We start from the raw sequence: 23,383 nt of genomic DNA, 5'->3' as shown, positions 1-23,383 counted from the left end.
TTTTTTTTATATCTATACGATTTATAAATAATTAAAGTTATAAAAAAGAGAAATATATAAAATCGATAGAATTATTCTTTTAATTATATTTATAACTTAATTAACCTGCTCGCCAGAATTGACGGCCCATGACTTTAAAGTTCTTTCCATTTTCTTCGGTTACACGTCGGTCTCTAAACTTTTCATTTAAACTGTGCAAAATTAAAGAGCCATCTGCTTCTTTAAAAATTTGCTTAATCATTCCTTCCCCAGCAAAGTAAACCGCATAAATCTCGCCATCAATCACTTCAGTTTGAGAGATATCAATGCCGACTAAATCTCCATCTTTAATGTAATCGGTCATGCTATCGCCTTTAGCTTTAATAATACGCATGCACTCTTGAGCAACCCGCTTTTCTTTAAAAAATGATGCTGGAAAAGGAATTTTTCCATTAATTGCATCGAAGTGAAACTCTATAGATTCACCCGTACCACAAGAAAAGCTAGCTTCTACAACTTCAATCCAGACATATTGATCGGTGGATTCAGCACTCACAACAGTAGGGCTAAATACATCACTTTCTCTAAAAGAATCTTCAGTATTTCCAGTGGTTAGCCAATAACCATCTACACCTAAAAATTGGGCAATTAATGGAAGAAACGCTGATTTCAAATTTTTCCCTGACTCTAAAGCTTGATAGGCAGGCTGAGACATTTTGACTGCTTCTGCTACTTCAGCCTGAGTTTTTTTCGCTTTAAGCCTAGAATCTTTTAAACGGTCTTTAAGAGCCATAATGGTCACACCAGCAAACTTATAACAAATATATAACTTAAGTTATATCGAGTAAAACAACTGTAGTTATTGACTAATAATAACTATAGTTATAATATCAGTTATATCTTAAGATGAATAGATAAAGTTTAAATCGTATTTGAACCACTATTTATAGGTTTATCAACGTGTTGAGATGAAAGTTAAATTTGTTTTGTTTTTATAGGAGGCAAAATAAAAGAGAGATAGCTCAATTATGATGTGCAGATAAGCTATCAAAACAAAAATTGGAATAAAAAAAAGCCCGATTCCGTGGATCAGGCTTAATGTTCGTCGATAAAGGGTATCAAGAACATGAAGAATTTAACAAAGATTGTGAGTCGTAACAAAAGTTTCCGATATACGGCAAAGCCTTATTTGAACTTTTTGGTCAAAAAATTAAAGTCCGAAAAAGGCTTAAACTTAAGAGCTTTAATACTTTTTTACAATTTCAGAAAAGGAAATATCTATTTTTAAATTAATGCTTTAAACGCATATTGTTTGGTTCTATATGTTTGTTGTACCAGTTGAAACGTTTCGAACATACATTTGTAGTCATAGCTTAGCTATATTGCTCAAAGAATGCGTCAAAACTTCAAGAATAACAAACGATAAAGATGCCTTATTAACGAGTAAGTTGAGTTGGAGATAGTGAATGACTACAGCAATGCAGAACAGAGCTAAACAACTTAAAAATGCAAAACGTGGAGGGTATGTCCCAACAATTGCAAAAGACGTAAACAAATTTAAGGTACAAAAAATAAAAAGGGCACTTGAAGAGGCGAAGCAAATTGCAAGTGAGCTTGAAGATGAAGCATTCGAATTCGACGATCAAGTCTCGATGCAAAAAGCGATAGGTGCAATCACCGTGATTGAGTTGATTGAACAAGCCTTAAACAGTGCACACTAACCAGCTTTAGCACACAAACATTCTTTCTTGGGCCCTGAAATTAAGCGGGTCAAGGTAAGTTCGTCTTGCAATTTAGCGCCGCTTTAAAGCGTTAGTGTTTTTTATTGACTGTAATAAAGAAAACTAAGGGTATTTATAAAACCTGAAAAACAACAAGCTGGTCATGGTGATGGATTTTCAAGTTCTACCCTTTAAAGCAGGACAAGATGATGAAAACAGTTCCAACGAATGGATTAGCCACATTTTTAAATTTTTATAGCATTGCAATTATGGTGGCTTTAGCGGTCAGCTTAGTTGTCGCAGTCGTGTTAATGATGCGTTTCCCTCGCTCACCGCAAGAATGGATGGTTGGGCTGATCTGTACAGTGGTTTCAAGCTTAACAGGTGGCTCATTTATTATCATGAAATGGAATTTACAAGAATGGGTCTTGGATATTTGGGGAATGATCACACTTTGTGGATTCTTCTTCATTTGCGGTTTGCCTGGTTGGGCTATTGTGAGATGGATATTTAACTTCATCAATAAACAAGAAGGTAAAACGATTGTGGAAGTCATGAAAGACTTAAAAAAAGCAAAAGATGATCTGCAAAATAGCTAAAAACAGTTTTAATCATATAGGTAAAATAAAATGAATATCGACCAGTACTTAGAAGCAATCATAAACAGAGAAGGTGGGTATGTTAACCATCCATCAGACCATGGACATGCCACTAAATTTGGCATTACAGAAGCAGTCGCTCGATCACAAGGCTATCAAGGCAATATGCAAGATTTACCATTAGCTGTGGCCAAATCTATTTATAAGAAACAATATTGGTTTGAACCCCAATTTGACCAGATCAATGAGATTAGCCCGACTATTGCAGAAGAGTTATTTGATACAGGCGTTAACTGTGGCGTCAATTTTGCAAAACCCTTGTTGCAGCGTGCTTTAAATTTGCTGAATAAGCAGGGAAAAGAAGGCTGGCCAAATCTTGCTTTAGATGGTCAGTATGGGCCTCTCACTTTTCAAGCTCTTAGAAGTTATTTGAACAGGCGTAATAAAGAAGGAGAAACAGTATTAGTACGTGTTTTAAATATTATGCAAGGGCAGCACTATATCGAAATTACAGAGAAGAACCCAAATTATGAAGACTTCTTTTATGGTTGGATCTTAAACAGGGTATCGTTTTAAAAATTGTAATTAGATAAAAATATGCTGAATCATCGAAATGCTTTAAAAGTCTAAACATGAGTTAAGGCTTTTAAAGCATAATTCTTAAAGTAATAATTTATTGTGCGATGAGTAAGATGGCAAGAAGAAAGAAAATAGCCCCACTGATTTTATTGAGTATAGAAAAATTATTTCCAGCCAACATCTTTTCTTTAAAAATTGAAGAGAAATTTGCATAGACTAGATGAATTAAAAAACCAATCAAACAAAAGGTTAAAGATAGAACTAAAAACTGATTTAAAATTTCTTTCTTTATATCGATAAATTGAGGGAAAAGAGCAATAAAAAATACGATTGTTTTAGGGTTAAGCAAAGATGCGAGTAGGCCCTGATAAAATAGTTTAGATTTACTGACATTTTTATCGCTTTGCTGATCTGTGATTAAATCTTGCGATGGAATTTTTTTGCTAAAGTTTTTATATCCGAGATACATTAAATAAAATGCACCAATAAATTTTAAAACCGTAAAAATAGTAGGGTTACTCGTAATAATAAGACCTACACCACTGGCGGAAATTACAGCAATTACAAACATACCAATAATTAAGCCGCTAATACCGAATAAAGCGGTTTTAACACCATAATTGATTGAATTTGTGACAGTAAATAAAACACCGGGGCCGGGGCTTAATAGGGTAAGAAATGCAATTGTTATAAAAACTAAAAGACCGCTCACGCTGATATATCCTATTTATCAATTGAGACAAAATTATGCGATTACTTTAAATGAGAAAATAATTTATGTATACAGAAGGTTATGTATATTTAAAATAAATAAATTAAATATTAAAATTTGAAAGTTTCGAAATAAAATATGCATTTATATAAATAGATAATGTATTTAAAAGCATAGCCGTTATTGCAACATAAACATACAACCCCGACAAGTAGGCGTGTTAGTATGCTAAGTCTATACCTCAAGAAATATACAGTATGACGAAAAAAGAACGGCAGTTTAAATCTGGCGAATTTCGATTTTCCTTTTTATCGTTTAAATATTGGGGTCTATGGGTTTTAGCTTTTATTCTGATGTTATTTGCGATGTTACCTTGGGCTATTCAATGGCGTCTCGCTGATCTTTTATCAAAAATAGCATGGAAATCTTTAGGTTCAAGAAGAAAAACAACACTACGTAATTTAGAAGCATGCTTTCCTGAAAAAACACCTATGCAAATTGAAGTGAAAGCCAAACAGGTTTTTGTTGATACTTTAACGGGTGTATTTGAGGCTTTAAATGCTTGGTATAGTCCAAACTGGTTTAAAAACCGTGTTCACATAGATGGATTAGAGAATTTAACCAACAATCAGGAAAATGGCGTACTTTTACTAGGCACTCATAGCACTCTTTTAGATGCAGGCGGAGCCGCGTGTACCTTATTTTTTAATATGGACGTGGTTTACCGACCTCAAAACAATCCCTTTTTAGATTTTCTAATTCATCGTAGCCGCGCAAGAGTGTATAAAAACCAGATTGCTCGAGACAACATGCGTGGACTTATCCAAAACCTTAAACATGGTCATGCGATATGGTATAGCCCAGATCAGGATTTTGGCTTAAAGCAAGGTGTAATGGCATCATTTTTCGGGGTGCAGGCAGCTACTGTCACAGCCCACCGCAGGCTTATGGATATCTCAAAAGCAGCAGCAGTGCCTTTATACTTTTACAGAAGTGGCAATATTAGAAATCCCCAATATCATGTTCTCGTTGAACCCAAATTAGAGAATTTTCCAAGTGGATGTGAAGTTAGTGATGCTGAAAGAGTAAATAAAATTATTGAGAATCAAATTCGCATCGCACCTACACAATACATGTGGTTCCATCGACGTTTTAAGACGCGCCCTGCGGGTGAAAAGAAATTTTATTGATGGTCTTATGGGGAAATAATAAAGGCACTTCTTTCGATTAAAATGAAACAAAATTTGAATTTTAATTGCAAGGAATCTTAAAGAAATCAATATGAAAGATGAGTGGGAAGAGGTATAGAATTTTTCTTGCTTTAATTATTTTGAATATCGATTGCAAATGCTTCTGAAGCGTGTATTATCGAGCATAACTAACAAAATATTCTTGTCATCATAAATTTCTATTTGCGCAGTTTTATTTATAATCCTTCGGTTTTTTCAGATATTTAAGTTTCGACGTCTATTTTTTAGTTAAATTGGTTTCCCCAATAATAAGTTATAATATTTTAAGATTTAGGATATAACATATGTCTACTACTACTGGTACAGTAAAATGGTTCAATGAAACTAAAGGCTTTGGTTTTATTGTGACTGATGAAGGTAAAGATATTTTTGCTCATTTTACCGATATTCAAACACCTGGTTTTAAAGTTCTCTTGGAAGGTCAACGTGTTGAGTTTACTGTAGTGCAGGGTAAAAAAGGCCCACAAGCTTCAAATATTGTGATTCTACAAAACTCATAAATAAATAGAGCATTTAATTGATTTAAATATATTATTTAAATAAAATATATTTGAGTCTAAATCGTTTTATTAGAGTTAAAAAAGCCCACTTTATATTTTGTGGGTTTTTTATAAGTTTTGATTCAACTTATATTTAAAAAAAGAAGTATAAAAATACTCTTATAAAAGGTTTTAAAAATTTTATGTTATAACATAACTAATTAGGTGTATGGTATTAAAATGGATATTTGTATCGGCGGTATTTTTGACGGTCAAAAAATAGAAAACAATAATGATTTCTTTAAGGTTGAAGAGCATTATTCAGACAATAGTTCTAAATATATTAAACAGCATTTCCACTTGTTTGGACAAATTTTTACTTTCTGGGTTTGTGAAGATGTTGATCTAACCCAAGCCATGAGCAAAGCTGAGAGAATTTTAAAGAATAAAAAAAGAAACTAATTAGCTGCTTTTTTAATTAATAATTATGAGTTGTGAATATTGTTGATTGATAAAAGCATTAGCAATTGTTTCATGGAAGAGTAGAGTCTTTCATTCATCATTTTTTTGTTTAGAAAACCTAACAATTTCATACTCTTTATAAGCTATTAAAATAGTGTACAATTTTATAATGATAATTACAGACTTTAACAATTTCTGTGTAGAATTTGCTATAAATAGTTATACATTAGGCTTAAGCTAAAGTTGTTTTATTTATTGCGCAAATAAAACGAAACCCACTTTAATATAGTTTATTTGAGTGGGTTCTTTATTAAGATAGCCTTTCATTAACTCAATACTTATAATTAAATTATAGATAATATTAATTACTATAATACCCCTAAGAAAGGAAAATATTTTAAATGTTAAATGAAGTACAACCTCATATTTGTTTTGTTGGTAGTAGTAATTTGGCGTTAGCATTAATAGGAGGCTTAGTTTTAAAAGGGTTCAAAAAAGAAAAGATCCATCTTATTGAAGAGAAAAAAAATAACGATGAAAATATGTTAAAGCAAAAGGAAAAGGAAAATGGTTTAAAAAAAGCAGATATTGTTATTTTATTATTGGAACCTAAAAACTTAAAAGAAACGCTTGAACCATTTAAAAAGTATTTAGCACGTAAAGTTATTATTTCTATGATGGCAGGGGTTGATATTGCAAAATTATCAACGATTACTGGCTCAAAAAAAATTGTTCGTGTAATTTCAAATCCACCTGTGCTTACGCACACGGGTACTCACGTACTCATTGCTTCTGAGCAAATGGACCAGCTCGATAAAGATGTCATCGAAATGCTGTACTCTGCAACGGGGCAGACTTTCTGGGCAGCTTCGGAAACACAAACTGATGCAATTATTGCATTATCTGGTTCAGGGCCGGCTTACTTTTTTTATATTTTAGATAGCATGATTAAGACGGGCGTTTCATTAGGCCTCGACAAACAGTTTGCCTTAGATTTAGCACTTCAAGCCGCTGCTGGTGCAGTTGAAATGATCCGTAAAACCAATGTTCCACCTGCGGATTTATGTGGAAAAGTTACTTTGGCGAACGGAATTACCGAATCTGCTTTACGCATGTTCGATTTAGGCAATGTATCTGATGATATACGTTTAGCTATGAAAGCCGCATATCATCGTAGTAAAGAAATTACTTCAGAAATTATTTCTGAGATTGGTTAACTCTTCTTTAGCAAACTAGGCCTTTAAAAAGTATTCCCAAATAATGAAACCTAAGCCAAACCCAATAAAAGAGTAGAGAGTAATAATAAAGAATACAAAACTGGCCTTATTTTTTTTCTTCAAAATGTTCATGGCGATGCCTCCAATTCAGATTAATTTTATTATGGAGATGAGGAGGCTGTAATCATAGATACAGAATTTTTTAAAAAAAATATAACAGAGTCTAAATCTGTTATGGTTTAAACCACTCAACTTAATAAAGATTTTAGAATCAATATTTTAAGTCGATGTGCTATAGGCGCAACATCTTTTATTCAATTAACATTAAATCGGCGGTATTGGCAGATTTAAGAGGGCGTAGGGCAAAGGTTGAGCGTGTGTGTCGAATGCCTTTAATTGAATAGAGCTTTTTCCGTAAAAAACGTTCGTAATGCTCCGCATCTTTTACGGCTACTTTAACCAAATAATCATAGTCACCTGTAACCAGATGGGCTTCTACAACTTCCGGTATATCTGCTAATGCTTCGCTGAAATTCTCTAACATTTCATCATCATGGCGCTCTAAAGTAATTTCAATAAAAAATACTTCATGAATGCCGATCGCTTTAGGGTTTACGTTTACCGTATAGCCTTCAATAATTTTTAAAGTTTCCAGACGTTTTAGTCGTGTCCAGCATGGAGAAGATGAGAGACCTACTTCTTCAGCTAATTGAGCAACGGTTAAACGACCATTCCCACGTAATGCAGATAAAATTTTCCGATCTATACGATCTAGTGTGTATTCTGTTCTGTTCAAAATATAAACCAAAGAAGAATCTTCTGATAAAACTAAATATACTTTATTTTTATGCTGCCATCATTTAAAAAAAGCAAAAAATACAGGAAACATTTTGAGCTAAAGGTACATACACTATTTCTATGCATTGAACCTTTCTGGATAGGGGTTGTGATGGAGCAAAGAGCACTGTTTCAGTAAGGGTGACTAAACAGTGCTCTTTGCGGATTTCTTATAAATTTTTAAATCTATTTTTAAAGAATAAAATTCTCTAATTTATTAATTGCTGTTTCTAGCTGATCATAATGGTTAATTTTTTTATCTGCTAAAGGAGAGTAGATAGAAGGATCTGGGTGGAAAAAGATAGTTTTCATTCCAGCTTTGTGAGCACCTTCAATATCGGCTTTAGGGTTATCACCTACAAAAATGCATTCCTTAGGAATGTAGCCAAGCTCTTTACACGCATACTCAAATATTCGTCTATCTGGTTTCCGTATGCCTATGGCCTCTGAAACGATAATTGTAGAAAAAAACTCGTTGATACCCAGTGCATAAAAGTTATTTTCTTGAAACGGGGATTTGCCATTAGAAACTAAGCCTAATTTATATCCTTTGTTGTAAAGATTTTGAATTGTTTCAGGAACTCTTTCAAATGAAGAGGAAAACTTATTAAAGTCATTAACGTAGGATTCAAGTAATGTCTCAACGTTAAAATTTTTGATATTAAAATCTTTAAGCAATTGACTATAAACCAAGTCTTTCCAAACACTTCCATTGTTATCTAATTCAATAAACCTGGCGATAAAATCTTGCTTATTCTGTTGTGGCACTAGTTGTAAAAAGTTTACTTGCCATTCGACAAATTTTATTAATGAGGTATTTCTGTCAAGTAGAGTTTGATCTAAATCAAATAAAATAGCTTTTGGCATTTTCTGCTTTTATAAAATTTTTAGATAAAGCCAGTATAGCTGTCTATTGAATTTAAGGATTTTAAAATTTTGTGATTACTGTGTATTAAAACAAATTAAATAATAACTTTTATTTATCAATTGAAGAAAAACTAATCATTATTTTTTATCTAACTTTTCCTTTATGGTGATTTCATTGCATAGAAGGAAGCAAGGTTATGATCACCCAGCATGATATAAATCAAAAACAATATCAAAATAAGTCCCTCGACTATTTGAATAGCCAAGCTCATTCTGAAGGAATTGAATTTAATAAATTTATTAATGAAATTCAGAAAATTGAAAAGGCTGTTGTTCTTGATTTAGGTTGTGGTGGAGGCCATGTCTCTTATAATGTTGCTCCGCATGCAGACCTTGTTTTTGCTTACGATTTATCTCATGAAATGTTAGACACCGTGTCTAAGACTGCCAGCCAACGCAAATTAAAAAACATCTTTGTGCAGCAGGGTATTGCTGAAGATATGCCTTTTAGTGATCATCAGTTTGATGTCGTGATTAGCCGATATTCAGCTCACCACTGGCAGCATGTTCCGAGTGCAATGAAAGAGGTCAACCGCGTTCTTAAACCTGACGGCATTGTTATTTTTGTAGATATTATTAGTTCTAGCTCGCCGATATTAGATACGTTTTTACAGACGATCGAAACTATTCGAGACCCAAGTCATGTACGAAACTACAGTGTTAAAGAATGGGTCTATTTTATTGAAGATGCGGGCTTTGATTTAGTGGGCTTAGACAAACAAACGCTTTCATTGGACTTTGATAGTTGGGTAAAGCGTATGAAAACCCCTGAAGATCAAATTAAAACTTTACGCTATTTGCAGGAAGGTTCATCTGACCTTGTTAAGAAGTATTTCAAAATTCAAAATGACGGTAGCTTTGAAAGCCATGTGGGTTATTTTGTCTTTAAGAAGTTAGGGTTTTAAGTGGTGTAATAAGTAAGGGTTTTAGTCGATAAGAAATGAATGAAATATCACTAAAACTCTTTTCTCGAATCGATTGGATTATATTAAATAAGATTAGAAAAAAATTTAATATCATTTATTTGATAAAACTTAATCACACAATTTTTTTAAGGTGATTAAATATTCAAAAGATAAGAGGATTTATCTAATTTTCTTATTATTAATAGACACTTATAAGTAATTATTATTTAATACGCCCGCAACATTATCACTAATACTTTTAATAACTTTGTCGGGGAAATAATGCGTAATTTTTTAGTAACAGTTTTTACTTTATTGGTAGGAACATCAGTTTATGCTGAACAAGAGCCCAAAACTTATATACAGCGAACAACTTGCGAGAGAACAGTACAACTACATGGTTTTTTAAGCCGTGCTCAACTTGATTGTAATTATCACTATACTTCACAAGAATTAGTTCATGAATCTGAAAAATGTACTAAACATGAGCTAGGTGATAAATACGGTAAAGAAGTGATGAGATTAGGTATGGACCAATTTGAAGCACGCAAGAGAGGAGATATGAAACGCCAATTATGTAGTAATGTTTTAAAAGAGTTTCCAAACTATATTAAAAAATAAAATAAGGTTTTAAAAACCACTTCTAGCAAGCCGATAGAATGGATTTAATTATTCATTTTATCGGTGTATCAAGGCATAAAATTTACCAGTTGAATCAGAAAACACACTCTAAGAAGCAGTCTAATATAAAAACTCATCTCAATTTTCGATTGAGAAGAAAAACTCTTTTACCAAGATCTTTCATTTATCTGCTACTCTTTTCTTTTGTACATAAGAAAACTAGATAAAATTTTCAGTCCATTTTTTGTCTAATTCTTTTAAATCATCGTATGCTTTTTCAAATTCACTCAAGGGAAAACTTAAGCGAGGAGCGGAAGGCGAGGTTTTCCAGACTACGGATGTCACAACATCGTGAATATTTTTAAATGCGTAACCAAAACGAGCCCATATCACTTCATCTGCTGAAACAACTTGTTCAACCATAATTACGCTACACACTAAATCTAAATCATCAGGGCAAATTAAAATTGGAACTACTGTTGAAATAGTTTCATTTTCATAAGCTTCTGGTTTAAGAAGTTTCCATGCATTACTTAATGCCAATTCACTATCATAATCATATAACCAACCTTGGGCTGGAACTAAACTTTCTGTGCTATCAATAATGTGGGTATTTTGATGCACCCATATATTTAATGGAATATTATCAATTGCAAGTATAGGGAATGGTTTTAAATTACCATTTGTATCTTTTATACATCCTTCGATCGGGTGTTCATATAAAAGAGTAGCTGAGATAGTATTCATATTTATAAGTTAATGTGAGTTAAGCAAATATAATATATTCTATTCAATAGATTAATGAATCTAATCCAATGAAAAATAATATTTATTTAATTATTTTCTAGCCAATATCACATTGACACCTAAAACCCCTCCGATTATGCTTTGCGTGCTGGCCTACATTGCCAGTCGATTTTGACAGATCGATATAACACACAAGACATCAAAAAGTTCTCTTTTTGGTGGCGAACTCGTTCGTCCCCCTTCGTAGCGGTAGGGCGAGGGAGGGACGCCTTGTGCGTGCTGATTCTTGTGTGTCAGTCTGTCAACCTTCTCTCGTTCTACCACCATAATCATTTGACAGTGATCTGGTAGAACTCCTTTACACACAAGGAGTCCGCTCATGCGTACTATTTCTTCTTTATTGGCTTTTGCCAAAATCTCTCTAGCAATACCGCCTAAATGGTCTTTAAAACGGTTTAACCGATTCTAGGTTTTCTACGCCTTAAGAATCGTTACGACTAAAAATCATAGCAACAATAAAACCTGAGATAGCTTAGGCACATTTTTGTGCTGCTTTTACATGCCTGTTTTTAGCACTCATTTTAAGAGTGACGGCATTTCTATCTCTTTTATATACAACAAAAAATTATTTAAATGGTATTCCTATGCCAAATTTAGAATCTTCATTTAGAGCACTCAGAGTGCTTCACACCGCAAAAGACTTATTTAATCTATATGGCTTTCATAAGGTCGGGGTTGACCAAATTATTATTGAGGCCAAAGTTGCCAAAGCTACTTTTTACAACGACTTTCACTCAAAAGCACGACTCATCGAGATGTGTCTCACTTTTCAAAAAGACGCGCTAAAAGACAAGGTATTTTCAATTTCTAATTCTTACCGTGAGCAAATGGTGCTCGATAAACTTAAGCAGATTTATCTTTTACATGCCGACTTAAATGGCTTTTATCATTTGCCATTTAAGGCAATTTTTGAAATTGAAAAGCTCTATCCAGTTGCCTATAAGGTTGTAGTTGATTATAGAAACTGGTTTGTTGGCGAAATACATAAGTTGCTTTTAACCTTAAAATCTACTGCTTCAATCCAAGATGCTTATATGTTTTTATTTATGATTGATGGGGCAATGGTTCAGCTTTTAGGTGAAAATGGGGTAGATGAAAGCGCACGGTTGTTGGATTATTTCTTTTTAAACTTTGTCTAATTGTTAAAACTTAAATAGAAAAAAGCCTCCAAACAAGGAGGCTTTTCATTTTAAATAAAGTGGCTGCTTAGCTTAATGTCGCAGGTTTTGCAGAATGAGTCATTTGTTCAAAATGTTGAACCGCAGGTGAGCGAGCCATATAAGCCAAAGCCTGTTCAGTGTCACCTTCATGAATTGGGTTAAATTTTGGAGAAACCCATCTTAAAGTCGCTTTCCATAAATATTTGATGGTCGGTAGGTTGTCTGAGCGAGTAGCAGTTTTTTCAAACTCGCGAATGAAATTAAAGAAGCCACGACGCATCAATTTTTGAATGTCTTCGTGCTCTAGATCTTGCTTGCCTAGACTACGTGCAAAATCGGCAAGGAAGTAAATAAACAGCGGGAAAATAGCCGCCATAATGACTTGGCGCGACACATAAAAACCCAACTTGTTTGTTAAAAGGTGCTGAAATAAATCGTAAGCAACACAGCGGTGTTCAACTTCTTCGGCAAGGTGCCAACGGAATAAATCTGCCATTGCAGGGTCGGCGCTATCCCAAGACTTGCTATCAAGTGTCCACTGACCAATAGTTCCCGTAAAGTGCTCAATTGCAGCAATAACACCTACTCGGAAAAGTAACCAATATTCTTCAAGTTTTTTGCCTTTTACAAGCGGCAGACCAAAGGGTTTATCGCCCAATAAAATATTAAAAACAAAGTGCGCACGGTTGAGTGGATCTTGAATGTCATAGCCATTTTCTCGTAAAAAGTCTTGAGCTTTTTCATGGGCACGTGCATGCGCTGCTTCTTGGCGGACAAAGCCTACTACTTCTTGTTTTAATGTTTCATCGGTAATGTAGGGAAGGGTTTTATTAAACACTCGGCAGAACCAAAACTCGCCAGCTGGCAAAAGCATATTGATACCATTTGCTACATGTGAGCATAACGGATCATTCGGCATCCAGCAGACAGAAGACTCCGCGAAATCAAAATATACTTTTCGAGCTTTAAGCTGATGATTCCCTGTGATCATATACGTCACCCTATTCATAATTATTCATTTAATGCGAATGCACAATTTTTAGCATTAAGTAAAATCGATCACCATGTGCTTAAGGGACAAAAACATATTACAAAAGGCTTATAGAGATAAAAAAGGTCTAAGTGAGAGGTTCGGTCAATAAAAAAGGCTCCTTTATTAAAAGGAGCCTTCATTTTTATAATCTAGGCTTTAAATTCTTTAAGCCTATTCATTTTTTATAAGCTAAAACTTTTTATTATAAAGCTTACGGTAAGTAACTCGCCGTGCTTAAAAGCCTAGATTGCTTGCCATTGATCTTTAACTTCTTCTGAATTTTTATTGAGTATGACTTGGTTTTCTTTCACTTCCCCAATCCACGCAGTAGGAATGAGATGATGTTGACCACTTTCGTCTCGAGTCAGCTTTAATTGATTTTCACCATCGAGATGGTCGACTGTTCCTACTTTAGTACCGCAAGAAGCAATAACATCTGCGTGTTTTTGAATGTCAGTAATATTTAAAGTATTCATTTTAGACCTCTTCTTTGAAAATAGAAAAACGGTAGAAACTAAATTACTTTAAATAATGAGCTAAATGTTGAATTTTTAATAAACCTTACAGGATCGGTTTATAAACTCACTTAATGAATATATTTGAGTAACAATGAAATAATTAGATATAAATCTAATAATAATTATCTTTTTATTACAATTAATGTGTTTATTTAAACAGAAGTATTTAGATATGGTTAAATCAAGTCTTATAAATAATTATTTGCAATGAATATTAAAATACCTATAAATATGACGATATTGAGCATCTTGAGTGAATTTGAATCTGCCTTAGCTGAAGATAAAAGTAAGCTTCGTATAGATTTACTCTCTCAATTGGTAAGTTTAGCCAAAAAATTACCTTATCCAGCTTCGGGCCAAACCTATCAACGTTGGCAGCTTTTTGCTCAGATTGCTGGGGCAGATTTAAGTTTGGCTAAACTATTTGAGTCTCATTGTGATGCCTTAAGTATTTTAAATGAATTGGGCTATCAAGAAGAAATAGATGACCAGATTTGGGCGGTTTGGGCAGCAGACGGTGGACCAACTCCATTGCAAATAAAAGATAATCTTTGTAATGGCATCAAACCTTGGTGCTCCGGTGCGGAGTTTATCCAAAAAGCCTTAATGAGTTATAAAGACCAGCAAGGGCAAGCACAGCTTTGTATTGTTAACTTAGAACATCCTTCAATTAATACAGATTTAAGTCACTGGCATGCAGTCGGGATGCACGCCACGCAGACGGCCAGAGTCACTTTTGAAAATATGCCTGTAAAACCGATAGGTCAGCCAAACAGTTATTTAAAACGTCCAGGATTTTGGCATGGTGCGGCTGGAGTCGCTGCTTGTTGGTACGGTGCCGCTGTGCGTTTAGCCAGCTTTTTGCAGGAAAGTTGTCAGGAAAATCCTAACCCTTTTAAGAAATTGTATTTCGGAGAGTCAGCTCAGCAATTAGCGATCACCAAGCAATATTTTCAATACGTTGCTGAACTGATTGATCATCAACCATTGCTGAGTCATGAGCGAGAAATACGGATATTACGTGCCCAAACAGAACAATGCTGTCTGAGTGTGATTGAACGGGTAGGGAAAGCCTTAGGTGCTCGACCTTTTTGTGAAGATGCGACTTTCGCTCAGCTCATGGCTGACTTGCCTGTGTTTATCAGACAAAGTCATGCTGCTTTTGACTATGAACAAATTGCAGAACTCTGTTTATCGGAGCAAAGCCTATGGGAACTTTGAAACATCCTTTAGTTGAAGACCGCGTTATTTTTGGTGAGGGTACATCCAAAGAGCAATGGTTAAAGGCATTTAAAGAACATCCTTTAGCGTCTTTAAATCTTGAGTTATTTCGCTCTAAAAGGGTGGTGATTGTCGCTCCACATCCTGATGATGAAGTGCTCGGTTGTGGTGGTCTAATGCAGCAACTCATCGCACTGAATTGTAAGATTTTAATTTTAGCTGTGACTAACGGCACACAAAGCCATCCTAACTCGACAAAATATCCTCCAGATCAGCTCAATATTCTTCGTCCACAAGAAAGTTTAGCTGCCTTAGATTATTTAGGCGTGGCAAAGTCTGCTGAGCGCATTTCACTTGATTTACAGGATGGTCAGATCCATTTCCAAACCCATCAACTTTGGCAGAGTTTAGAGCAGATCGTGCAAGCCGACGATATTCTGATTTGTAGTTATGCACTTGATGGTCACCCAGACCATGAAGCAGTAGGTAAAACGGTGCAAGCTTATGCAAACGCTAAGCAATTACTATGTTTACACGTATTAATTTGGGCTTGGCATTGGGCAGAGCCTTTAGACCCACGAATTGATTGGCATCGCGCAAATGCGTACCACTTAACCGAAGAACAATTAACTAAAAAACATCAAGCAATTTTGCAGTTTAAAACCCAACTTGAAGCAGATGAAACCACGGGCAATGCTGCGGTTCTCTCTCCAAGTGCAATTAAACGTCTTTTAATGCCTTATGAGGTGTATTTGAGTGATTCATTCTCGCATGTACTTTGAAGATTTATATCGTCATAACAGTGACCCATGGGGCTATGACTTACACTGGTATGAAGCCCGTAAAAGGCAAATTTGTCTTGCTCTACTCACAAGACCTCGCTACCCAAAAGTGTTAGAAGTGGGTTGTTCAAATGGACATTTAAGTTTTCATTTAGCCCAAAGAGCCGAGCAATTGTTGTGTATAGATGTCTCTGAGTGCGCCGTTCAATTGGCTTCCGAGCGTTTACAAGAGTTTGAGCATGTTGTTGTTGAGAATAGAAAAATACCAGAAGACTACTCAATTCAAAAATTCGACCTAATTTTAATTAGTGAGATGGCCTATTACTTATCGGCAAACGAATTGCATCAGTTTATTGAAAAGTTAAAGCATAGCTTAAATGACGACGGTGAAATTCTATGTTGCCATTGGCGTCATGAAATTCAAGATTTTGAATTAAACGCAGAACAAGTCCATCAAGCTTTTCAGCAACATTTTCCATTTCATCACTATCTAAGCTTAAACGACCCAGATTTTATGATAGATGTTTGGACGGCGAACACTTCCTCTTTAGCACAGCAGGAAAAACTAAGATGAAAATTGGTATCGTCATTCCAGCACATAACGAAGAGCAATATCTATCTGCCTGCCTGCAATCGATTCAGGTTGCCATAGATAATATTAGCGGTTATGACGTAGAGGTCATTGTTGTACTTGATAACTGTGCAGATCAGTCGCGACTCATTGCACAAAGCCATCAAATCAATTGGATTGAGTGTCATTATGCATGTGTAGGAAAAGCACGAGATTTAGGTATTCGTCATTTAATTGGGCGTGGCGTAACATGGATTGCGTGTACGGATGCAGACACGGTGGTTAGTCCTGATTGGCTGCGCTATCAGATCCAGCATCAACCAACAGATGCAATTTGCGGTACGGTGACCTTAGATGACTTGAGCCATCTATCGATATCCAAACGGCAGAAATACTTGGCACACTATAAAGATCAGATGGATCATGCGCATATTCATGGGGCAAATTTAAGTTTTAGTGCAGAGGTCTATCTTTTGGTTGGTGGCTTTGAGCCTATCTCATGTCATGAGGATGTATCTTTAATCAAAAAATTGATCAATCATTGTTGCAATATTACGTGGAGTAATCTGGTTAGAGTGACAACGAGTAGTCGGCTAAATGGACGAGCACCTCAGGGCTTATCTTACTTTTTAAATAATCTCTAATGACTCAAAACATAACTTCTCCTAATATCGAAATATTCTTTAAGTTGTGTGGGTCATATTTAATTTTGATAATGCTACCGACTTTATATTGATCGTGATTTTGTTTAGCAATAAGCACCTTTAGATTTTCAGTCATGATTCGGCCTTGCTCAGCTTGGAATTTTAATTTTATGTGACATAAAGGGCGATATTGAACCTTGACGAGAGAGTCTTGAAAATACACAACTTCGGCAGAGGTAATGATTCCTCGTTTATAAATAAAAAATTTATGAACCAGACTTTTAAGAAAAAAGGTCCAAGCAATATAGGTAAAGAATAAGCTGAACCAGACCACTCCAATAAAAGTCAAAAAGTCAGAAAATTTCACTCACTAAAACCAAAATTATTCGTTTAACACACTATTCTAAATGAACCGATTCGTTCGATCTACGTTATATAAACGATCTAAGAAATAAGTAGCTAAGACATCATAGTTAAGGGTCAAAAATCATGAGATTCGTAATTAAATTTGGACAGGGTATATAACTTAGTTGTTGTATTTATGACTACATATGTAAACAAGTCTTATTATCAAATGCTTTAACCCTTAAAATTCTAGAAAATAAAGTTTTAAGGGGTATGAGTTTGGATTTTTTAAATTTTTTTCGTGATATTCGAGTCGAATTAAGCCATTATCCTTGGCTAGAAATGTTTGTTTCACTCACGATTTTGATTTTATTTGCAGCAATAGCAAATTTTATTGCTAAACGCATTATTGTTCGGGGCGTTCGTCACTTAGTCACAAAGTTCAAATCACCCAATCAATCTATTTTTGCCCAGCATAGTGTCATAAAGAAATTTGCAAATATTGTTCCCGCTGTTGTAATTATGAACGGTATTGCAACAGTTCCTCATCTAACTCCAAAGTTCATTTCTTTTGTCGAAATGGGGGCGCAAGCATTTATTTTTCTTACGCTCGCGCTTACAGTTAGCGAAGTGTTAAATATCTTTAACCTGATTTATCAGCGTAATCCAAAATCTAGAAACAAGCCGATTAAAGGTTACCTTCAACTTGTTAAATTAATTTTATTCGTTGTTTGTGGCCTGATGATTTTGGGAACATTCCTTAAAAAGGATGTGTTCACTTTACTTGCTGGTTTTGGTGCGATGGCAGCAGTATTAATGCTCGTTTTCCAAAACACGATTTTGTCTTTAGTGGCTAGTGTGCAAATTGCGTCTTACGACATGGTTCGTATTGGTGACTGGATTGAGATGCCTTCACTGAATGCAGATGGTGATGTGATCGATATTTCACTACATACAGTGACTGTTCAAAATTTTGATAAAACCTACACCACCATTCCAACCAATAAGCTCGTTACTGATACGTTTAAAAACTGGCGCGGTATGAGTAATTCAGGTTGTCGTCGTATGAAACGTTCACTCTTTCTCGATCAAAGTAGTGTTCATTTTATGACTGATGAAGAGCAACAAAAGCTCAAAGAATTTTTATTATTAGATCAATATCTTGATGCAAAGAATTCTGAAATCGAAGAATTCAATAAACATTTAAGCAATCAATCTCGTTATAACAAACGCCGTTTAACCAATATCGGTACATTTAGAGCCTATGTTGAATTTTATTTGCGCCAACATAAGGGGATTGCTCAAAATCAAACGATTATGGTTCGCCAATTACAGCCGACCAGCCAAGGGTTGCCTTTAGAAATTTATGCATTTAGCAATACAACTGCATGGGTTTCCTATGAGGCGATCCAGTCAGACATTTTTGATCATTTAATTGCGATTCTTCCTGAATTTGGTTTACGTGTTTACCAAGCGCCTTCGGGTCATGATTTGCAAAGATTAACGTCAGAAATTCATCCAAGTTAAGTTTTTATCTGTAGATAACAGGTTTTAAACTACTTTGAAAAAGCTCCCATATGGGGGCTTTCTTTCAATATTGAACTCGAATCCTTCACTGTAGATTATCCAGCAAACCAAATATTTTGATGATCACACATTGGGCTTAAATGTTTAATGCGTAGGTTATCTTGCTCAAAATCACCGCCCCCTCCAGCAATATCTAATTCACTGCCTAAGGCGATGTGCTTGCCTTTATAACTTAAAGATTCTTTTTCAGAATCCCACTGAGCTGTGTGTTCTGGAAAAATAATGAGTATATCGTTCACATAAAGACACTCTTGTTTTAGCTGCAATATTCCTTTTAAGCGTGCTGATGCAGAAACGCCATTAAACTGATAAACAGGGAGTTTTACAGCACTTGTATTTTCGTTCGCTTCTTGTCGCTGACATCCCGTAAGGAGTACCAACACAACTATGCAAATCAATTTATTATTAATACCCAATTTTGTTCCTTTAGGGACTTCCATGTATTTTTGATAGTAATGGACTAACGTTGCATATCAACCTTTAGATTGTTAGAGAATATTTTGCTAATTTATATATTGTTGTCTTTTTCGTCTGTGTTTTGGGGGAAGTGTATTGTGTAAACCTTTTTGAAAAAGGTATTTGTAATTTATTATTAATCTTAATTTGATCTTAAGGCACAGACCTTTAGATAGGAGCTAATAAATGTGTATGTTGGGAGAACATACAATGATTAGTCATGAGAATTTATCTAAAACCTTGAGTAAAGTTCCTGAAGTCACCTTATTATTCTGGATAGTTAAAATTGCAGCCACAACGCTAGGTGAAACTGCTGGAGATGCGTTATCTATGTCCCTAAATTTGGGATATGTGATCAGTACTGCAATTTTTGCAGGGATCTTTGCAGTATTTGTCGGACTGCAAATTAAAGCTAAAAACTATAACTCATTTTTCTACTGGGCAACGATCATTGCCACTACGACGTTAGGAACAACAATTGCCGATTTTGTTGACCGAACTCTAGGAGTGGGCTATGCAGGAGGCAGTTTAATATTACTTATTTTATTGGGCCTATCTCTGTTTGTCTGGTATTTAAGCTGTGGCACAATTTCGGTAAAAAGTATCCAATCTGCAAAAAGTGAAGCTTTCTATTGGCTAACAATCATGTTTTCTCAAACATTAGGGACGGCTTTAGGAGATTGGACCGCAGATACTCAAGGGTTAGGGTATACGAGCGCTGCTTTAATTTTTGGCACTTTATTGTTGGTGTTAGCAATCTGCTATTTTTATACCAAAATTTCAAGAACCTTATTATTTTGGTTGGCCTTTGTCCTTACTCGACCTCTAGGTGCAGTATTGGGCGATTTTCTTGATAAACCTATCGCGCATGGTGGATTAGAGTTAAGCAGATTTAGTGCGTCTTTTGTTTTGTTGGCTTTTATCGTTGTCTGTTTAATTGTCTTTAAACCTAAAGCAGCACAGACGTCTCATTAATTTTCTAGATTGAGGAATATTATTCAATTTTCTCATTTATAGAGATATTAATAATATTCCTTAAAAATTTTATTATAAATAATTAATTAATAATTCATAAGTAGATTTTAAGTTAACTTAATTTTTGGTTAAAAAATATACAAAAATGCAAAGAATAAAATTAAAAAGAAGTTAGAATAAAAATAGATGATTTTAAAATCTTAAATACATATATTTAAAATTATCTAATTCCATACTTAAAATACTTCTTAATTGATGTTTTTATTAAGAAATAATACTTGTTATTAATAATGAAATTGATTTAATAATTATTGGAAATTACATTATGACTAATAAAACTTTACCTCGAAATGCATTACCTTCATTTTTTAAAGATGTTGAAATTGTAGGTTCTGCACATGACGATTTTCTAAAATATCAACTAGATAATCAAGCAAATGTATTGAAAGATACTAAAGATGAAATTGAACTTGGTGTACAAAATACCCCACGGTTAGTTACCTCAGATCGGGTAAAAAGCCTTTATGTAAATAATGATTTTAAGGCTATACAAAATCTACAAAAGGAGGCGCAAAAAGATATAGATCCTATTCATGAAAATATTAAACTTAACAAAGAGAAAGCTTGGACACGTGTACGTGGAAAAGATGGTAAGGAATTTTATCTAAGCTATTCAAAAAAAGGCAGTATGTGGGTTTTTCCTGAAGAAATGCGTAGCTTGACTGATGCAGATGGAAATGTAACATATCAATGTGTGATGCAAATTGGTTCGTATACTGCAACTGGAAATATTGTAGGTATTCATTCTTACAATTTTAGCTATAAATCAATGCTTCCTATTATGGCTTTAGCACTCATTGTTGCGGTTGCATTGGCAGCTATTCTATTTAAAGCATTAGCATTTGCTGTTACAGCCTTATCTTTAGTTTTAGCGACAGCGGCATCTGCTCTTGGTTTTGCTTCTTTTAGTTTTACAATCGGTCCTGTGGGTTTATTTGTTTTAGCTGCAACAGTGATTTTTATTATTGTCTTTATTGGGTTAATGGCCTTATGGAATTTCATAAATCGGAAATATACGATTAGGTTGCAGGTTTATAATTGGGATAAAAATTATGACTGGAAAATTGTAGATGACTTTAAGTCAAATTCTGTTACCCCAAGTACAAATGATCCAATTTTAATTGATATTCCAAAATTTGATCCAGACGTAATTTATCCACCTGGTTTTGAACCAGTGGAACCGATTGATCAAATTTGTCACTACGCAGTTATTATTTGGGAAAATGATAATACTTTCTTAGAAGGATGTTCGATGGCTTTAAGATTCAAGAGAGGAGATAATCCTAACTATGGATTTATGTGGGCATTTTCATGTCCACGGTTTAAAGATAATCAGCAAGCAGCTACAAATCAATTAACTACAGCAAGAAATTATCGCGAAAAAGAAGTTAAATGGAATAAAAATCCCTTGGGATTTACAATCTATGCAGGTGATGATCAGAACTCAAATATTAAATTTGGCTTGTCTGCATTAAATGGTGCAGATGATGATCTTTACACAATAAATATTAATATCTGCCCATCCTGAGATAGTAATTATTAGTTTTAAGATATTTAAATATTTTTATCCATATAAATAATTTAAAAAACCACATTATTCTCTTGGGTGATGTGGTTTTTCTATTTGAGAGTAGACGTTATTACTACTTAAGAGACTTTACGTGTCATCCACCAAAATAATAGTGCCAACAGACTTACACCTGCACCTAGAGCACACACGCCAAGCCATCCAGCATGGGCATAAGTAGCTGTTGTACTGATCGCACCCAGTCCACTACCAATTGCATAAAATAGCATGTAGAGCCCAACAAGCCGGCTATGAGCTTCTGGACGAGTACGAAAAATCATACTCTGATTGGTCACATGTAAAGCTTGTCCGCCCAAGTCTAGCAATACTATGCCAATCACCAGTGCCCAGAGTGAGTATGCCATGAGTGAAAGAGGACCCCAAGCGAGCAGTAATATTACGAGTGCTGCTAAGCTTGTACGCTGAGCATATCCGCGGTCGGCCCAATAACCCGCACGTGCGGCAGCCAGTGCACCAACAACTCCGACAAGTCCAAAAGATCCAATAATCGTGTGTGAAAAACTATAAGGTGGCTCACTCAACGGTAATACTAGTGCGCTCCAAAAAATATTGAATGCCGCGAACATGAGTAAAGCTAAGACACCGCGAACTTGAAGTACTTTTTCTTGGTGTAGCAGTTTTAACATAGAGGCCAGAAGCTGCGGGTAGCGCATTGAAACGGGCTGAACTTTTAAATGAGGAAGTCGTCTCCAGAGTGGTAACGCAATCATGAGCATGATGATGGCTGCACAAAAGTAAACGCCACGCCAACCCGCTACATCACTGATTCCTCCTGAAAACACTCGGGCAAGCAATAAACCAATGAATACACCACTTTGTGCAGTACCAACCACATGCCCTTGCTCATGTGGGAGAGCAGCACTCGCAGCATAAGCAATAAGCCCTTGTGTCATGGCTGTGCCCAGTAAACCCACAGCAAGCATTCCTGCCAAAAGAACAACAACAGAATGAGCAAATGCAATAATTAGCAATGCAGATACCAGAGCCAGTAACTGTATAGCCATTAATCGACGCCGATTTACAAGATCACCCAACGGCACCAGAAACACGAGGGCTAGCGCACAACCAATTTGCGTGGCTGTAACCACACCACCGATGGCGGCATGACTAATGCTAAAGTCTCTAGCCAATATGTCGAGCAAAGGCTGTGCATAATAGACATTTGCTACGCTTGCACTACTTGCAATAGCAAACATCAAAATTACGCCACGAGGCATGCTCGAAAGCGGTCTATTGTTTGCTGTGGGTGAAGTTGAAGATGCAAGAGAAGCTTTCATAACCCTAAATCCATTTAATCTAGTTTTAAAATGAAACTAGTTGAATGTTAGATTGACTAGTTTTAAAATGC

General features: G+C 35.1%; 28 protein-coding genes. 17 read left to right on the top strand and 11 right to left on the bottom strand.

Going from position 1 to position 23,383, the window contains the following annotated elements; genetic code table 11:
- Positions 1–100: 100 nt before the first annotated feature.
- The gene (locus ACLBWE_RS17700; RefSeq protein ID WP_003652611.1) at positions 101–772 is read right to left on the bottom strand and encodes an XRE family transcriptional regulator; all 672 of its coding nucleotides are present in this window, start codon (positions 770–772) and stop codon (positions 101–103) included.
- A 673-nt stretch (positions 773–1,445) separates the two neighbouring features.
- Here ACLBWE_RS17700 and ACLBWE_RS17695 point away from each other — a divergent pair.
- The 3 genes from ACLBWE_RS17695 (at position 1,446) to ACLBWE_RS17685 (ending at position 2,875) form a co-directional block, all read left to right on the top strand.
- The gene (locus tag ACLBWE_RS17695; RefSeq protein WP_005048040.1) at positions 1,446–1,700 is read left to right on the top strand and encodes a hypothetical protein; all 255 of its coding nucleotides are present in this window, start codon (positions 1,446–1,448) and stop codon (positions 1,698–1,700) included.
- Positions 1,701–1,909: 209 nt separating this feature from the next.
- Positions 1,910–2,299, top strand: a complete 390-nt coding sequence (locus ACLBWE_RS17690; RefSeq protein WP_447604158.1) for a hypothetical protein — start codon at positions 1,910–1,912, stop codon at positions 2,297–2,299.
- A gap of 30 nt (positions 2,300–2,329) precedes the next feature.
- Complete coding sequence (locus tag ACLBWE_RS17685; protein WP_447604144.1) at positions 2,330–2,875, top strand: glycoside hydrolase family 108 protein; 546 nt, start codon at positions 2,330–2,332, stop codon at positions 2,873–2,875.
- A gap of 97 nt (positions 2,876–2,972) precedes the next feature.
- Here the strand turns inward: ACLBWE_RS17685 and ACLBWE_RS17680 are convergent, their stop codons facing one another.
- Positions 2,973–3,590: a LysE family translocator gene (locus ACLBWE_RS17680; RefSeq protein WP_017390247.1), complete on the bottom strand. Its 618-nt coding sequence runs from the start codon at positions 3,588–3,590 to the stop codon at positions 2,973–2,975.
- 257 nt (positions 3,591–3,847) lie between these two features.
- Here ACLBWE_RS17680 and ACLBWE_RS17675 point away from each other — a divergent pair, with 257 nt between their 5' ends.
- From ACLBWE_RS17675 to ACLBWE_RS17660, 4 genes are all read left to right on the top strand, one after another.
- Complete coding sequence (locus tag ACLBWE_RS17675; protein ID WP_447604143.1) at positions 3,848–4,780, top strand: LpxL/LpxP family acyltransferase; 933 nt, start codon at positions 3,848–3,850, stop codon at positions 4,778–4,780.
- Between the two features lie 344 nt (positions 4,781–5,124).
- Positions 5,125–5,340 (top strand): cold-shock protein, encoded by a 216-nt coding sequence (locus tag ACLBWE_RS17670; RefSeq protein ID WP_045435935.1) that lies wholly within the window; start codon positions 5,125–5,127, stop codon positions 5,338–5,340.
- Between the two features lie 219 nt (positions 5,341–5,559).
- A complete protein-coding gene (locus ACLBWE_RS17665; protein ID WP_447604142.1) occupies positions 5,560–5,781 on the top strand; it encodes a hypothetical protein in 222 nt (73 codons plus the stop codon).
- Positions 5,782–6,182: 401 nt separating this feature from the next.
- On the top strand, positions 6,183–6,998 hold the full coding sequence (locus ACLBWE_RS17660) for a pyrroline-5-carboxylate reductase family protein (RefSeq protein WP_198078847.1): 816 nt from the start codon (positions 6,183–6,185) through the stop codon (positions 6,996–6,998).
- Between the two features lie 15 nt (positions 6,999–7,013).
- Here ACLBWE_RS17660 and ACLBWE_RS17655 read toward each other — a convergent pair whose 3' ends face one another.
- The 3 genes from ACLBWE_RS17655 to ACLBWE_RS17645 all read right to left on the bottom strand — a co-directional run bounded on the left by ACLBWE_RS17655 (position 7,014) and on the right by ACLBWE_RS17645 (position 8,702).
- Entirely contained in the window at positions 7,014–7,130 is a 117-nt protein-coding gene (locus ACLBWE_RS17655) for a hypothetical protein (RefSeq protein WP_004793556.1), read from the bottom strand.
- Positions 7,131–7,308: 178 nt separating this feature from the next.
- A complete protein-coding gene (locus ACLBWE_RS17650) occupies positions 7,309–7,794 on the bottom strand; it encodes an Lrp/AsnC family transcriptional regulator (RefSeq protein ID WP_034677787.1) in 486 nt (161 codons plus the stop codon).
- Positions 7,795–8,027: 233 nt separating this feature from the next.
- Entirely contained in the window at positions 8,028–8,702 is a 675-nt protein-coding gene (locus ACLBWE_RS17645) for an HAD family hydrolase (protein ID WP_447604141.1), read from the bottom strand.
- A gap of 197 nt (positions 8,703–8,899) precedes the next feature.
- On the opposite strand from ACLBWE_RS17645, the gene ACLBWE_RS17640 reads away from it, so the two are divergent.
- Together ACLBWE_RS17640 and ACLBWE_RS17635 are read left to right on the top strand one after the other, a co-directional pair.
- The gene (locus tag ACLBWE_RS17640) at positions 8,900–9,667 is read left to right on the top strand and encodes a class I SAM-dependent methyltransferase (RefSeq protein WP_198078845.1); all 768 of its coding nucleotides are present in this window, start codon (positions 8,900–8,902) and stop codon (positions 9,665–9,667) included.
- Between the two features lie 282 nt (positions 9,668–9,949).
- Complete coding sequence (locus ACLBWE_RS17635; RefSeq protein ID WP_348950600.1) at positions 9,950–10,288, top strand: hypothetical protein; 339 nt, start codon at positions 9,950–9,952, stop codon at positions 10,286–10,288.
- Positions 10,289–10,507: 219 nt separating this feature from the next.
- On the opposite strand, the gene ACLBWE_RS17630 is transcribed toward ACLBWE_RS17635, so the two are convergent.
- A complete protein-coding gene (locus ACLBWE_RS17630; RefSeq protein ID WP_447604140.1) occupies positions 10,508–11,035 on the bottom strand; it encodes a hypothetical protein in 528 nt (175 codons plus the stop codon).
- 644 nt (positions 11,036–11,679) lie between these two features.
- Here ACLBWE_RS17630 and ACLBWE_RS17625 point away from each other — a divergent pair.
- Positions 11,680–12,234 (top strand): TetR/AcrR family transcriptional regulator, encoded by a 555-nt coding sequence (locus ACLBWE_RS17625; protein WP_447604139.1) that lies wholly within the window; start codon positions 11,680–11,682, stop codon positions 12,232–12,234.
- Positions 12,235–12,301: 67 nt separating this feature from the next.
- Here ACLBWE_RS17625 and ACLBWE_RS17620 read toward each other — a convergent pair whose 3' ends face one another.
- Together ACLBWE_RS17620 and ACLBWE_RS17615 are read right to left on the bottom strand one after the other, a co-directional pair.
- The gene (locus ACLBWE_RS17620; protein ID WP_447604138.1) at positions 12,302–13,246 is read right to left on the bottom strand and encodes a metal-dependent hydrolase; all 945 of its coding nucleotides are present in this window, start codon (positions 13,244–13,246) and stop codon (positions 12,302–12,304) included.
- Between the two features lie 284 nt (positions 13,247–13,530).
- Positions 13,531–13,764, bottom strand: coding sequence for a DUF2171 domain-containing protein (locus tag ACLBWE_RS17615; RefSeq protein ID WP_005041820.1), 234 nt, complete (start codon positions 13,762–13,764; stop codon positions 13,531–13,533).
- A gap of 249 nt (positions 13,765–14,013) precedes the next feature.
- Here ACLBWE_RS17615 and ACLBWE_RS17610 point away from each other — a divergent pair, with 249 nt between their 5' ends.
- Genes ACLBWE_RS17610 through ACLBWE_RS17595 form a run of 4 tightly spaced genes read left to right on the top strand, consistent with a single transcriptional unit; the run spans position 14,014 to position 17,024 of the window.
- Entirely contained in the window at positions 14,014–15,027 is a 1,014-nt protein-coding gene (locus ACLBWE_RS17610; RefSeq protein WP_447604137.1) for an acyl-CoA dehydrogenase, read from the top strand.
- Complete coding sequence (locus ACLBWE_RS17605; protein WP_447604136.1) at positions 15,015–15,809, top strand: PIG-L deacetylase family protein; 795 nt, start codon at positions 15,015–15,017, stop codon at positions 15,807–15,809. Before ACLBWE_RS17610 ends, ACLBWE_RS17605 begins: the two co-directional genes overlap by 13 nt.
- On the top strand, positions 15,784–16,383 hold the full coding sequence (locus tag ACLBWE_RS17600) for a class I SAM-dependent methyltransferase (RefSeq protein ID WP_447604135.1): 600 nt from the start codon (positions 15,784–15,786) through the stop codon (positions 16,381–16,383). Before ACLBWE_RS17605 ends, ACLBWE_RS17600 begins: the two co-directional genes overlap by 26 nt.
- Entirely contained in the window at positions 16,380–17,024 is a 645-nt protein-coding gene (locus ACLBWE_RS17595) for a glycosyltransferase (protein ID WP_447604134.1), read from the top strand. Before ACLBWE_RS17600 ends, ACLBWE_RS17595 begins: the two co-directional genes overlap by 4 nt.
- A gap of 4 nt (positions 17,025–17,028) precedes the next feature.
- On the opposite strand, the gene ACLBWE_RS17590 is transcribed toward ACLBWE_RS17595, so the two are convergent.
- Entirely contained in the window at positions 17,029–17,391 is a 363-nt protein-coding gene (locus tag ACLBWE_RS17590; RefSeq protein WP_447604133.1) for a DUF3592 domain-containing protein, read from the bottom strand.
- A 257-nt stretch (positions 17,392–17,648) separates the two neighbouring features.
- Here ACLBWE_RS17590 and ACLBWE_RS17585 point away from each other — a divergent pair, with 257 nt between their 5' ends.
- Positions 17,649–18,896 carry a mechanosensitive ion channel family protein gene (locus tag ACLBWE_RS17585; protein ID WP_447604132.1) on the top strand — a complete coding sequence of 416 codons (1,248 nt, stop codon included), beginning with the start codon at positions 17,649–17,651 and terminating at the stop codon, positions 18,894–18,896.
- 95 nt (positions 18,897–18,991) lie between these two features.
- On the opposite strand, the gene ACLBWE_RS17580 is transcribed toward ACLBWE_RS17585, so the two are convergent.
- Positions 18,992–19,396, bottom strand: a complete 405-nt coding sequence (locus ACLBWE_RS17580) for a hypothetical protein (protein ID WP_447604131.1) — start codon at positions 19,394–19,396, stop codon at positions 18,992–18,994.
- Positions 19,397–19,622: 226 nt separating this feature from the next.
- On the opposite strand from ACLBWE_RS17580, the gene ACLBWE_RS17575 reads away from it, so the two are divergent.
- Positions 19,623–20,387, top strand: coding sequence for a COG4705 family protein (locus tag ACLBWE_RS17575; RefSeq protein ID WP_424608692.1), 765 nt, complete (start codon positions 19,623–19,625; stop codon positions 20,385–20,387).
- A 325-nt stretch (positions 20,388–20,712) separates the two neighbouring features.
- Entirely contained in the window at positions 20,713–21,975 is a 1,263-nt protein-coding gene (locus ACLBWE_RS17570) for a hypothetical protein (RefSeq protein ID WP_348950578.1), read from the top strand.
- A 119-nt stretch (positions 21,976–22,094) separates the two neighbouring features.
- Here the strand turns inward: ACLBWE_RS17570 and ACLBWE_RS17565 are convergent, their stop codons facing one another.
- Positions 22,095–23,312: an MFS transporter gene (locus ACLBWE_RS17565; RefSeq protein WP_447604130.1), complete on the bottom strand. Its 1,218-nt coding sequence runs from the start codon at positions 23,310–23,312 to the stop codon at positions 22,095–22,097.
- Between the last annotated feature and the right edge of the window lie 71 nt (positions 23,313–23,383).

It is taken from the genome of Acinetobacter sp. M5A5_2a, assembly GCF_053345265.1.
The sequence above is the reverse complement of the archived record's forward strand: the minus strand, read 5'-3'. Positions and strand labels throughout refer to the sequence as shown.